The organism is Pseudomonas laurentiana (genome assembly GCF_014648275.1).
Classification (GTDB): domain Bacteria; phylum Pseudomonadota; class Gammaproteobacteria; order Pseudomonadales; family Pseudomonadaceae; genus Aquipseudomonas; species Aquipseudomonas laurentiana.
Map to the genome: position 1 here is coordinate 225,644 of NZ_BMQU01000006.1, position 12,763 is coordinate 238,406.

Below are 12,763 nucleotides of genomic sequence, written 5' to 3' on the forward strand. Positions count from 1 at the left end.
GCTAGTTGGTCTTTGCGCTCTGTAGCCGGGATGCATTCAGATCAGAGTAGTAGCTGACGTTTGAGCAGAGATCTTCGTGCATCACGATCTATATGGGTCGAAAGCGGACAGGGCATCGCAAAGTCATCCAACTGCCTGAGTTATCCGAACGCCAACAAGGATTCCACCGAGCTTGTCGACAAGAAAACCCGCGACAACTCAGAGTGTTATCCGAGCAAACAGACTTTGGATACCCTATTCCCGCTAGAAACACTGCCGCTGAAACCCTCCTGGCATGTAGCTCCTTCGTCCTACGCTTCAGCCTCTATGACCCCCACCCAACCTTTCGCGCAGGTGCGGAACGAACCTAGGCGTAACGCGGGTATAAGCTTCGTAGGCAGCGCCAAACTGCTTGTGCATTTCCCGCTCTTCGGAAACCGCCAAACGCCCGTACATCACCAGCAACACCGGGAACATTGCCAGCGTCAGCAGCGTCGGCCACTGAAGGAGAAAGCCCAGAAGAATCAGCACAAATGCCACGTACTGCGGATGTCTGATCCAGCCATAGGGCCCGACCGTTGCAAGTGAACGGCGGCGTTGCGCGTGATATAGCACGTTCCAGGCGGCAGAAAGCAAATAGAAGCCGAAACCCAGGAATAGGTAACTGGCAATGTGCAAAACACTGAAGTGTGGGTTGCCCTGGTCACCGAGCAACGTCGACCACAGATGGCCGGATTCGTGGGAAAGCAGATCGAGGTTGGGGAACCTGGCCTGCAACCAGCCTGACAACAGATAGATCGTCAGGGGGAAGCCATACATTTCCACAAACAGGGCAACGATGAAGGCCGAGAATGCACCGAAGCTCCTCCAGTCTCTCGCCGTTGCCGGCTTGAAGAAACTGAAGGCAAACATGATGAAGATCGCGGAGTTGATGAAAACCAGCGACCAGAGGCCATACGCGCTTTCACCATGATTCATGATGGATCTCCCGGCTTATGGATATCAGCCTTATCGGAGGGGGCCGGTTTGCTCTGGCCCTGGTGATGGTGTCCCCCATGTCCTCGATGCATGAAGACATGCATCAGCGGACAGGCGAGCAACAACAGATAAGGCAGGGCTCCAACGACATGGGCAAGGTGCTCGGTGAGCAGGAAGTAGACGGCGATCCCACCGATTACCACCAGGCCGATTGCATAGCGTGAACGCCAGAAACTGTGTGGTGAGCCGTTTTCATCGAAGTGAGGGTTCATAGCGACTCCTGGGAAAGGAGATGGGTTACTTCGATGCAGCAGATGGCATGCGGTCCATCATCATCTGCATCATCGACTCCATCATGTCCATGCGCTTTTCCATCATCTGGTGGCGGGCGGCCATATCCCCGCCCATGCCGCCATGCATGCCCCCCATTTCAGGCATGCCACCCTCCATGGACTTCATCATGGCCATGCCATTTTTCATCAGCGCCATATGCTCGGCCATCAACGCCTGACGGGCTTCCGGCGTTTTGGCTGCAGCCATCTTTTCGTGCATGGCTTGCATGGCCTTCATTTGCTGGTCCATCGCCGCCATTTGCCCTTTGTCCATTGGCTGAGAAGGCGTCTTCTCGGTAGCCGCCGCGCTTGGCGCATCGGCCGGGTGATGTGTCGAGTGTTCATCGGTGTTTTGCGCCATGGCGCCCACGGACGCTGCGGCCAAACAAAGTCCGATCAGTAAATTTCGAACGTTGTTCATCATCATCTCCTTAGCACTGTTTTAAAGCCGGATGCCTTGGTCTGGGCGCTAGGCCTCACCTGGCACGACAAGCAAATTACTGCGCCGGCGTGAATGCTCATTTTTCGCGTCGTGCTCGGGTTGTACACCGACGGGCTATTATTGGGCACTCGGCGGCTCGAAGCTGATCCCGTTTGGCCCGGCGCCAACCTTATGGGTAGCAACGACCTTTCGGCTGCTCGTATCGATGACAGATACGGTGCCCGCTTCAATATTGCTGACAAACACATAAGCGCCGTCGCTGCTGATGGCCACACCATGGGCACCCTTGCCGGTGGTCACGGTGCCCAGGCTGCTACGCGTCTGGAGATCTACGATGGAGACTCGGTCGTCCGGATTCTGGCCACTGCCCTGATTCGCGACATAGACCTGGCGACCGTCAACGGTGGCCATCATCTGGATTGGCGTGCGGCCGACATCAACCTTGCTGATCACCTTGCGTCTGGCCGTGTCGATGATGCCAAGCTGATTTGTCGCACTGAGCGAGACGAATGCCAGGCGACCGTCAGGGGCAAAGCCGACCTGGACAGGGCCTTTGCCCACGGGAATCTGCGCGGTTTCTTTGAGTGTGACGACATCGATAAGCGATACGCTGTCGCTCTTCATGTTCGCGATATAGAGTGTCCGGCCATCAGGGCTCAAGCGCAGCCCATGGGGATAACGCCCAGTTGGAATACCGGGCAACTCGATTCGCTGCTCAAGGTCAAATACTCGCACCTGGTTGGCAGCGGAATCGGTCACAAAAGCTCGCAGCCCGGTGACGTCGGTGACCACATGAGCCGGGTGATCGCCTGCCGGGAAGCTGAACGGTGGCCTGTCCAGCGCGCTGGTACTGAACACCAGCAACTGCCCACCGGGCTTTTCACCGCTCGAATGCCCCGCATGTCCAGCCACTCCAACAACCAGAAGCAAGCTGCCGTCGGGCGAAACCTGTAGGTTGTGGGGTGCGATCGGCAAGGCGACCGTGCTCACATCACCTGTCGCAAGATTTACCTGGCTAATGGAAGCGGACCGTTCATTGGCCGTGTAGACGTTACCCGTAGGGTTTGCCATGACCAGCCCCAGAGGGATGAGCAGGGATATCCCCAAGGCCATAGAACTAAACCGCTTGGCAGTCATCATTGTGAATGAGCTCCAACGAGGGGCCGGGGTATGTGAGCCAGGCTGGCCTATACATTTACTCAAGATAAACACCAATCGCGAAGCATTTTCTTGATCAGCGTCAACGTCCACAGCTTGACTCGGCACTGGGTGATCGAAGGCCGTCCATTTCTTGGGGAGTATTGCTGGCTATCCCGACCCGGAGTCAGTCGACATCAGGCTGTATATGAAGAAACCGCGCCATGAAACATGGCACGGCGGCTTGCCATCTGAGCGGTAACGAGACTTAGCGACTGACTTTGGTTGGGTAACCAAGCGCCTGGACCAGTGCACCGACGCGTTCCGCCTCGATGTTGCTTTGGACACTCACTGTACCGGCAGCACGATCAACGATCACCTTCGCGTCGCCATCGGCAGCCTGGATGGCCTTGGTGATCTTGTTGACACAACTGCCACATCCCATACCGGAAACTTCCAAAACGAACATAGCGGGCCTCTCATGCTGGTACGGCTTTTCTCGCCGCATTTACAGCTTCAACCTTGACACGATGACAAGGTCAAGGCCCGGTCAAAGGATTTATCTTCGCCCTGAAATCTTGTCCAACTCCTCTGGCGGCGGCCCCTGCTGCATCACAATTGTCCCTTACGATCTTGGCAGAAGATGGCGGACGTCGCAGTTGCCCGATGTCCTCCATCAGGACCAGATTGGCGCCGAACTCGCGGACATACCCGCTAAGGCCAAAGCCCTAGACAGTCAGTCATATGGATCAGGCGTTGAAACGCTGATGGCGGAACTTCCTCTCATAGGTTGCGGTGTGCCCATTTCAGTCTGTGACTACGCGCTTCAGCCGCAGTGCGTTGAATACCACGGAAGCCGAACTTACGCTCATGGCCAATGCCGCAATCATCGGTGACAATAGATGGCCGGTAAGCGGGTAGAACAAACCTGCCGCCAGCGGTATGCCCATAGCGTTGTAGAAGAATGCGAAGCCCAAGTTTTGACGCATGTTCTTCACCGTGGCCACGGATAGTGTTCTGGCCCGCAGGATGCCCATCAGGTCGCCCTTGACCAGCGTCAACTGGGAGCTGTTCATGGCAACATCGGTGCCAGTTCCCATGGCGATCCCGACATCAGCCCGGGCCAGCGCAGGGGCATCGTTGATCCCATCTCCTGCCATGGCAACCCGGCGCTTATCGCCCTGCAGGAGCGCCACCAGTTGCTCCTTGTCCTCGGGTTTCACTTCTCCGTGGACTTCCTCGATGCCGAGTTGTTTCGCGACCGCACGTGCCGTAGTCAGGCCGTCGCCGGTGGCCATGATGACCTTCACATCTTCTGCCTGTAGCCGGGTTACCGCCTCCTTGGAGGTGGGTTTGACCGGATCGGACACCGCTAGCAGGCCAGCGAGCACGCCATCGACGGCCAAGTACATGATACTCATGCCTTCCAGACGCAGCTGCTCGGCGCGGTCTCGCAACGGACTGGTGTCGAGGCCAGCCTCTTCCATCAAGGTCGTGTTGCCAAGCTGCAGCCGTTTGCCGTTCACCTGGCCACGTACACCGATCCCAGAGCCCGACTCAAACGCCTCTGGCTTGGACAAGCTGTGTCCATGCGCTCGCGCATGATCGACAATCGCATGTGCCAGCGGATGCTCGCTGCCTTGGTCCAGGCTGGCGGCAAGGCGCAAGACTTCGGGTGGCATGAACTGCCCGGTACCGACCACGCTATGAAACACTGGCCGGCCCTCGGTGAGGGTCCCGGTCTTGTCGACGATCAGCGTGTCGATCTTGCAGAGGTTCTCGATAGCACTGGCGTCTCGGAAGAGCACGCCACTGCTGGCAGCCTTCCCGGTAGCGACCATGATCGACATGGGAGTGGCTAGGCCGAGCGCGCAGGGGCAGGCAATGATCAGGACCGCGACCGCATTGATCAGGCCGAAGACCCAGCCAGGCTCCGGTCCGAAAAGCCCCCAGCCGAAGAGCGTGACCAGCGCGACCAGAATCACCCCCATGACGAAATAGCCGGCCACGGTGTCCGCCATCCGCTGCATCGGGGCTTTCGAGCGCTGAGCCCGCGCGACCATCTGCACGATTTGCGAGAGCACTGTCTCGGCGCCGACCTTCTGCGCCGCCATCACAAGGCTGCCGTGGGTATTCAGCGTGGCACCGATGAGTGCATCCCCAGCTTTCTTCATCACTGGCACGGGCTCGCCTGTCAGCATGGATTCATCGATAGCACTTTCGCCTTCCAGGACCACCCCGTCGACCGGCACCTTCTCGCCAGGGCGAACGCGCAGGTGGTCGCCCGTATGCACGTGGGTGAGCGGAATATCTTCCTCCTGACCATCGGCCCCGATGCGACGGGCCGTCTTGGGGGCAAGACCCAGGAGCGACTTGATGGCGGCGGAGGTTTGTGAGCGCGCCTTGAGCTCGAGCATTTGGCCGAGCAACGTTAATGAGATGATGACTGCAGCCGCTTCGAAGTAGACACCGATGCGGCCATCCTGCATGAAAGTCGTCGGGAAAACCTGCGGGAACACTGTGGCCGCAACGCTGTATAGGTACGCCGCAGCCGTTCCCAAACCTATCAGGGTCCACATATTCGGGCTGCGATTACGAATCGATGCGACCCCACGCACGAAAAACGGCCAGCCAGCCCATAGTGTCACGGGAGTGGCCAGAATCAACTCCACCCAATTCTGTGTGGCACCATGCAGCAATTGGAGTTGGTGGGCAGTCATGGCCAACACGGTCACGATGACCGTCAGGGGCAAGGTCCACCAGAAGCGGCGGGAGAAGTCCTTGAGTTCCGGGTTCTCGTCTTCCTCAAGCTCCGGTATTACCGGCTCTAGGGCCATGCCACAGATTGGGCAACTGCCCGGCCCACGCTGGCGGATTTGGGGATGCATCGGGCAAGTGTATTCGGCGTCCGCCGCGTTGCTTGGCTGCGGGGCAGCCGAGTGGAGATGGCCCGCGTGTTCTTGGTCCTGGGGAGGGCTAAGATAATGCACAGGCGCTGCGCGGAATTTCGTCAGGCACTTTTCACTGCAGAAGCGGTATGTCCTTCCCTCGTATAGCTCGAAGTAGCGACTATCCGGTGGCACCGTCATACCGCATACCAAATCGCGCTGACTACCATCCGGTTGCTCATGCGGGTGCGAGTGGTCATGGTCATGGTCATGGTCATGCTGGCACGATTCGGTGTGCATGAAGTAGTTCCCTTTGTTGTCCGGTTTGGACGAGTTTTCACCCTTCTGGTGAGAATACCCGCCATGGTTGTGCCCGAAGAGTTGCGTCAGCGGACAGAGCAACAAAATTAAATAACTGTAGTGCCTGTGACAGGTGGCCATAGTGCACGAGCCACATAAAACAGGCCAAATATGGCCAGCATGATCAGTGCAATACCGCCTTTAGTCCGCCAAAAAGGTATTGCCAGATCTGTACCACGGCGATGGGCTCCGTCATGATCAACTCCCAAGCTGGGTGGGAAATATCGGCCGCTGCCGTATTGTCCAGCCTAGACAACATCTCCTTGAACAGCTGTGACGCCAATCAATGCTCCTGTAAGCGTGTCGATTATTGTTGTGGTGTAGCGTCATGGCATAGATCATTTCTGGAGGTTGCTGATCCTGCTGCTGCACCAGTGGTTGCCCTTCGACAATGCGCTGGCTGCCTTGTACCCCGGCGAGGGAGTGCCCAAGCCGCTGGAGGAGTACGACGCCGGCTCCCGGTGGGGAACGCCGTCCATGCTTTCCTGCCTGGACGGCCTATACTTGCTCGACCCCTTCTACCAGGCCTGTCAGGAAGGCCTGCCCAGTGGGCTGTAACGCCTGGAGGAGATCGCTTCTGACCAGTTCCGTCAAAGCGAGTACTTCCTCAGTTACTTCCACGCCAACGCATTGGAAGACGAGGTGCAGTTCGTTCTCCAGTTGCCGGCCAAGGTAGCCTTATGCGATCTAACAGCTCAAGCCCCAGACCTGATACATGCGGTGCGGTACAGCGCTGATCGGGTCACTCTTCGCTGTTCCCCTTCCAGCTTTGCCTTTGCCCACAGCAGACGTCGGAGATGAAACTGCTCGGCGGACTCACAAACCTGCTCCAGTGCTCTCGCACAAGGCTTTGATCTGGCCATCTTTGCTTGAATGGCTGACCCGTGGCAGGGCGTTGGCCGTGTTTTCTTCGTGCGTGTTGAGCCCAAGGCGAGCGCGATCCACCATCCACAGGCCGCTACTGCCGCGCGCCAATTCTATGCCGGCACTACTCGTCAAAAAATAGGTGAGTGCTTACCCGGCAGGCAATGGGCTACTATCGAGCCCTATATCTATCCGAAAGGGTTAGCTCCGTTGCCAGGGAATTGCATGCAGGCCATCGATATTGAAAACGCGATCGTTCTTCCTTGGGGGCTTGGCTCAAGATCGCCCCATGACCTGTTTTCTGTGTGCGCAGAAATCATTAACTGCCCTGGTGACATCGTTTTAGACGCTAGCAACCTCTCGTATATCGATCCGTTAGGGATGGCCACGCTGCGAGCGTTGTTTGAAAACCAGTTGGTCCAGAAGCGAGTTTCGATGCAGTTTTTGAGCAGAGACCTGACCTCCTACCTGGCCAGGATGGATTTTTTCAAGGACATTGATGTAGAGGGTGTAGATCTATCGGGGGTAGGACGTCGAAACGACCGAAGCACCTCGTTGGTGGAAATCACCAAAATCAGCGAACACCATCAAGCAGAGGCTGCAGCCTCTCGCCTCGCTAGAGCTATTACGGGAAGGTTGACTCAATCGGACCCGGATGCCCCAGTCGACGAGCACACGGGACGGAATGAGTTTGACTCCTACCGGGGCCCTCTGGAGTATTCGCTCAAGGAGCTATTGGAAAACTCGCTTACTCACGCCCGCAGAGAGGGACGTGGTGACGCCGCCGTTTGGCTGACCTGTCAGTTTTATCCAAAATTGAACCTTGTACGCATGGCCATCGTCGATAATGGGTGTGGGTTTCTCGCGACACTGAGGAATCACCCTGAGCTTCATGACCGCACGCATTTGCACGCGATCGAGGCGGCACTCAAACCGCGAGTGAGCTGCAACCGGGGTGCGATGGCCCAGATCCTGGGTAGCGAGAACCAAGGTATCGGGTTAACAACTACCGCAAAAATTGCAGACGCGGCGGGCGGTGGTTTGATCATCGTGAGCGGCAATGGCATACATGACACAAAGCGTCGGCAGTCTCAGGAGCTGCATGATGCGCTGTGGAATGGTGTATCGATCGCGTTTAGCTGTACCCGTGAGCTGCTGCCCACCATTTCGATCAGTGACTTGCTGCCGAAGGACGATGCAGGACAGGTTGACGACGATCTCGACCTAGATCTGAATTTCCGCTAGCTCTGGCTTTTTGATAGCTCGAGGGCTAGAGTCGATCATGCAAGGAGCGGTAAATGGGAGATTCAGCGTCAACTGAAACTCTCGGGCTGCAAAAAAGGATTATGCAATACAAGGGGTTACGACATGCAAACTCAAATTCGATTAAGTAGGGATAGTTCTATCCGAACGTACGGAATGCGAGCTTCAGCGATCCCCTACCGTACCGAAATCGAACGCTCGCTCAGCAGTGGTGAGAGCGTTGTCATAGATTTCGCTGGGAACGATGTCACTCAGTCCTTCGTCGACGAGTTGATCGGGGCGCTGATTCTGAAGGAGGGTCGCCAGGTGGTATCGCGCCTTGCCTTTGAAAACTGCACCAACGATGTCAAAGGAATCATTAAATTTGTGGTCCATGATCGAGTTCGACAGCTGCAAAAAATGCCCGCGTGACGGATCCGCATTGAATTTAAGGCCCTCAATATTGAGGGCCTTTTCATTGGTGCCAGGCAAAAGATAGCCGTCTTGAGTGGCCCCCATAGCTCGCCCTGAAAAGCGAATGTCAGGGGACACACCGCAGAAAAGCGTTCTGTAGCGGAGGAATACGTGGAAAACGGAGCTTAGGTTTCCTCATTGAGATGTGTAGAAATCCATCGCGACTCACCTATGCAAAGGCTGCGAAAAGCCTGAATCTACTGGGGTATCGTGGCGTGAGATATGTGCAAAAAAATGTGCACAGCATCTGCGGATTGGAGAGCTGGCTTGGCTCCTTAAGTAAAACCATCAAGCTGCAACGGACCTGCAACTCCTGCGGCTTGAAGCAAAGCGGGTAATACCACCCCTGCAGGCCCAACGAGCATTATCTCTTCCGCCCCGTCCATCCCCACGTCGTCAAGGTTCACATGGATCACGGTTGCCCCGGCCGCCAGAGCCATATCTGGAATACCGGCTGCCGGCATGACTACGCCAGATGTACCCACCGAAATCAGCAAGTCACAGGCTTCCACAAGCCTTACTGCTGAACGCCACGCATCCTCTGGAAGATTCTCTCTGAACCAGACCACCCCAGGGCGCAACCTCCCGTTGCATCGAGTGCACCGCGGAGGCTCGATCATCTGTCCCGCCGGGGGAACCGCCAGTTGATCTGGTGATAACTCTGCTGGCCGGTGGCATCCGAAGCATTTCACGTCCATCAAGCGGCCATGAAGGTGTATCACCGAACTGGAGCCGGCTCGTTCATGCAGATCATCAATATTCTGGGTAACGACAGATACGTTCCAGCCAGCATCAGCTATCCGTGGAATAGATAGATGAGCCAAGTTAGGTTTGGCCTGGCCAACCTGCTGCCGGCGCCAAAGATACCAGCTCCAGACGAGAGCTGGATTTTTGCGAAAGGCGTCCGCTGTTTCGAGACGCTGAGGGTCATGCTTCGCCCAGAGGCCTGTCAGCTTGTCGCGGAAGGTCGGAATTCCGCTGTCAGCAGAGATGCCAGCACCCGTGAAAAAAACGACCCTCTTGGACCTGCGCAAAGCCTCAGCAGCTCTTTGCAAATTGCTCATTGGACACACCTCAGCCCCGCAGCGGGGACTCCCTTGCAGTAAACACGGTAACGGCCGCACATCCCAGCTAAAGCACTCGCGTTTGATCGGAAAACCAAGCGTAGAGCGCAGGGTGCCGCATACTGCTGCTACCGCTCTAGTAAACCTCCAATGGATTTCAGCTACCCGACCTACAGCTATCTCTAGCCCCATCGCGGGAGGTGCATATGACCACTCCCTTTGCTCACATCCAGACCCGACATGAGCCTTCAACCGCCCTGAATAAAAGCAAGGTCGCTTTGGTTGCTACCCTGTCGATTGAAGCCAATTCAGACCGGACGATCGATGCTTACCTTGGTGGCCTGCAGATGTACAACGATCTATTCGAGTGGCGGCTGGATGAATACCCCCAGGAAGCGCTAGATCTCATCATCGACTGCTTTCTCCCCGCAGAGTCGGTGCCTCAATCCATCCTGAAGAGTGGCGTTTCAGCCGGGCTCATCCGCTCCAGGGTCTTCCAAAGCGGAGACTGGATATCAGGCAAGCAATGGCTTCAGCTCGCATCTACCTCCACCCCAGGGGGTGGAGTTGACCCCGACCAGCTACTGGCTGATGGTCAGATCTTCTCGCTTCGACCTGGGAAGGTCGACTTCTTCCCCGCTTATGCTTTGGACGGTAGCAACGGCTATCAACCGATCAGCAGCCTTTGCGACGTATTGTCCGTTCTCTCGACTCGCATGGACGAGTGGTCTATGGCGGCTTGGTTCCAATCAGAAAATTCGTCTCTGGGCGGTATCGCCCCCAAAGCCTTGCTGTCATCCGCCCCAGAATGGGTGCTAGCTGCGGCAAAGAAAAAGCCAAGAGGAAGACGTGTGATTAGATGAACGGCTTCAGATTGCATACCGTGACGCGCCCGATGGATAGTGTCTCAGGGGATCAAAGATGAGCAGTCAACCAGCTCCCCGCAACGATCGTAACTGGCGACCCGTCTTCCATGATTGCTATTCGACGGTGATCAAGGCGGTTGATGCTCGATATGACGTTCGCGGTTATTTGTTATCAGAGTTGGTGAAGCTGTGCCTGAAAAATCGGGCCACAGTTCCGCTAGCCCGGCGAGCCTACTACGAGGGATGCGTTCAGAAGGAAGCCATAGCTTTTCTGGAGCGTTATACCTCCCACTTGCTATTCGGCCCAGACGGCCGACTCTCGCCGCAGGAATACCGATACGGCGCATATTGATGCTCTCCAAGGCCCAACTCTGGCGTAATCATTTGTCCCAACGTTGGCAGAGGCTTCATGATGAAAATCACTGGTCGTGTAGAAACAGAAGCGGTGGTCGACGTGAGCTGCGACGTATGCGGCTCCTCCACACGTTTGGAAAACGGCAGCCTGCAGTATGGGGTGCTCCAGGCGCACTGGGGCTTTGGTGCACTGCATGACGGAGAGCGCTATGAGGTACACCTATGTGAACCTTGCTTCTTCCAAACCATCGCTTACCTCAAGCAAGAGCGGCGCACAGCCAACATGTTTGAAGGTGATCCGCAGCAGCCCGAGGATGACTTCGGCCTCGCTTCCAGGGATGACTTCTTCCGTGATGGTCATTGATTTGAAAGCCAAACCAGCCATGCTACTTCGGCTTTTTAGGTGAGGACGGGGACTGTGAGTCCACGTATCGATGGAAGGCTAGTGCTAGGTCTTCGTCGGTCGCCTTTGGAAGCGGTTTACGACGAGGCGCTTTGACCGGAGCGTTCTCATCCGGTTGGGTGATCTGCCTCAGTAGGGTGCGCTCAGTCTCGGTAGCCGACGAATCGAAGACCCTTGTCTGTACACGCTGATCACGGTCTGTCCTGTTAAAACTCACCACGTTCGACTTGTATTCAACAGGTAAGTCAAATGGACAGCGCAGGTCCAAATGCCCGCCTTGATTGCCTTTGCTAATGGCCAACAACTGCAGTTCTTCGACCTCTTTCGAGCTGGTGGTATACGCGCTCGATCGGTAAGCCTTGTGGAGGTCGTCGATTTCAATCCGGTTTCTGCCAGCGACTCGGCATTCGATGTAGGCAAGCTTTAGCAGTTGCACGACAAGCCGTTTGAGACCAAAAGTGGAACGGTAAAGCTCAGCCGCAAATTCATCCTTACCTGAACGGATACGGCCGCCACTGACCCTCATACACTCGCCTACGTATTCTGCCCAATCCTGGCTCCTTGGATCCTCGGGCAGCATTATCCTGGGTTGGGAAAGCAGCCTCTGCTTGTCCTCACTGTTGCGACGAAACAGCTTGTGCCCGAGGCTATAGTTGGACACAAAAATCGTCGGCACTCCGATGGCTACCATCGTCAACAGTATGTCGGTCACTTTGGACGCGCCCATGCCGGTGTTGATGTGCTGCGTCTCATCCAGGACAACTGTTAAAACCCCGTCCCGGTTGGCGCGACGGCGACACTCCACAAGCAGTTTTGCCAGGTTACCACCCCGCCCCTCATGACCACTTCCATGAACGAAGTCTAGTAGGAGTTGTTTACCACTCGCTTTGCCGCGGGCGCTCGCATACCACATCGATGCAAGCTCTATGCTGCCCTCGAACAAGTCACAAGTCAGTTCTACCGGTGGGGGCATCGCTCTTCGAAGAGCAGCAATCGTCTGGCTTTTTCCGACCCCAGCTAGGCCGGTAAGGCAAATCGGTGAAGCTTCCACGTCGGGCGGGTTAAAGATCCTTCCTGCGTACTCTGCTTCACTCCTGAAATTTTTGAGGTTGTGCAGATATGCCAAACCGATCATTTCTTGAATAAAGGTAAGCGAGAACTGGTTGGGGAGGTACATCTCTTTGAGCCGCTCAGCGAGTAGCTCAGCACCGAGCAATGAATCGCCCCTGGTTCCCTAGACACTCTCCAAGCTCAGGAAATAGCGTTTCTCATACTCTACTGGCGATAACTGCATAGCACTGCCGTGCCGGCGTTTAGGGAAACTCTGAAAAAGGCTTCGAGATTTGGTGAAATACCCGCCTCACAGGAATCGAACGGTTG

General features: G+C 56.2%; 12 protein-coding genes and 1 pseudogene. 5 read left to right on the forward strand and 8 right to left on the reverse strand.

Features of this window, described 5'->3' with window-relative positions; translation table 11 throughout:
* Positions 1 to 297: 297 nt before the first annotated feature.
* From IE038_RS08800 to IE038_RS08825, 6 genes are all read right to left on the reverse strand, one after another.
* Positions 298 to 957 (reverse strand): methyltransferase family protein, encoded by a 660-nt coding sequence (locus IE038_RS08800; protein WP_011953093.1) that lies wholly within the window; start codon positions 955 to 957, stop codon positions 298 to 300.
* The gene (locus tag IE038_RS08805; RefSeq protein ID WP_011953094.1) at positions 954 to 1,229 is read right to left on the reverse strand and encodes a DUF2933 domain-containing protein; all 276 of its coding nucleotides are present in this window, start codon (positions 1,227 to 1,229) and stop codon (positions 954 to 956) included. The genes IE038_RS08800 and IE038_RS08805 overlap by 4 nt, the downstream gene beginning before the upstream one ends.
* Before the next feature lie 25 nt (positions 1,230 to 1,254).
* The gene (locus IE038_RS08810) at positions 1,255 to 1,710 is read right to left on the reverse strand and encodes a hypothetical protein (RefSeq protein ID WP_011953095.1); all 456 of its coding nucleotides are present in this window, start codon (positions 1,708 to 1,710) and stop codon (positions 1,255 to 1,257) included.
* Between the two features lie 138 nt (positions 1,711 to 1,848).
* Positions 1,849 to 2,871 (reverse strand): YncE family protein, encoded by a 1,023-nt coding sequence (locus IE038_RS08815; RefSeq protein WP_011953096.1) that lies wholly within the window; start codon positions 2,869 to 2,871, stop codon positions 1,849 to 1,851.
* 265 nt (positions 2,872 to 3,136) lie between these two features.
* Entirely contained in the window at positions 3,137 to 3,337 is a 201-nt protein-coding gene (locus IE038_RS08820) for a heavy-metal-associated domain-containing protein (protein ID WP_004575963.1), read from the reverse strand.
* 337 nt (positions 3,338 to 3,674) lie between these two features.
* Complete coding sequence (locus IE038_RS08825) at positions 3,675 to 6,197, reverse strand: heavy metal translocating P-type ATPase (protein ID WP_135198622.1); 2,523 nt, start codon at positions 6,195 to 6,197, stop codon at positions 3,675 to 3,677.
* A gap of 249 nt (positions 6,198 to 6,446) precedes the next feature.
* Between IE038_RS08825 and IE038_RS08830 the strand changes: the two are divergent.
* The 3 genes and pseudogenes from IE038_RS08830 to IE038_RS24805 form a co-directional block, all read left to right on the forward strand.
* Positions 6,447 to 6,782 (forward strand): annotated as a pseudogene (locus tag IE038_RS08830) (helix-turn-helix transcriptional regulator); the annotation flags it as partial.
* A gap of 423 nt (positions 6,783 to 7,205) precedes the next feature.
* Positions 7,206 to 8,225, forward strand: a complete 1,020-nt coding sequence (locus tag IE038_RS24455) for an ATP-binding protein (protein WP_015268415.1) — start codon at positions 7,206 to 7,208, stop codon at positions 8,223 to 8,225.
* Positions 8,226 to 8,399: 174 nt separating this feature from the next.
* Entirely contained in the window at positions 8,400 to 8,654 is a 255-nt protein-coding gene (locus IE038_RS24805; RefSeq protein WP_128337688.1) for an STAS-like domain-containing protein, read from the forward strand.
* Positions 8,655 to 8,971: 317 nt separating this feature from the next.
* On the opposite strand, the gene IE038_RS08845 is transcribed toward IE038_RS24805, so the two are convergent.
* On the reverse strand, positions 8,972 to 9,760 hold the full coding sequence (locus IE038_RS08845; RefSeq protein ID WP_012312013.1) for an SIR2 family NAD-dependent protein deacylase: 789 nt from the start codon (positions 9,758 to 9,760) through the stop codon (positions 8,972 to 8,974).
* Positions 9,761 to 9,966: 206 nt separating this feature from the next.
* Between IE038_RS08845 and IE038_RS08850 the strand changes: the two genes are divergently transcribed.
* On the forward strand, positions 9,967 to 10,623 hold the full coding sequence (locus IE038_RS08850; RefSeq protein WP_012312014.1) for a hypothetical protein: 657 nt from the start codon (positions 9,967 to 9,969) through the stop codon (positions 10,621 to 10,623).
* A gap of 412 nt (positions 10,624 to 11,035) precedes the next feature.
* Positions 11,036 to 11,344: a hypothetical protein gene (locus IE038_RS08855; RefSeq protein WP_012312015.1), complete on the forward strand. Its 309-nt coding sequence runs from the start codon at positions 11,036 to 11,038 to the stop codon at positions 11,342 to 11,344.
* A gap of 22 nt (positions 11,345 to 11,366) precedes the next feature.
* Here the strand turns inward: IE038_RS08855 and IE038_RS08860 are convergent, their stop codons facing one another.
* The gene (locus tag IE038_RS08860) at positions 11,367 to 12,599 is read right to left on the reverse strand and encodes an AAA family ATPase (RefSeq protein ID WP_229775645.1); all 1,233 of its coding nucleotides are present in this window, start codon (positions 12,597 to 12,599) and stop codon (positions 11,367 to 11,369) included.
* Positions 12,600 to 12,763: the final 164 nt, after the last annotated feature.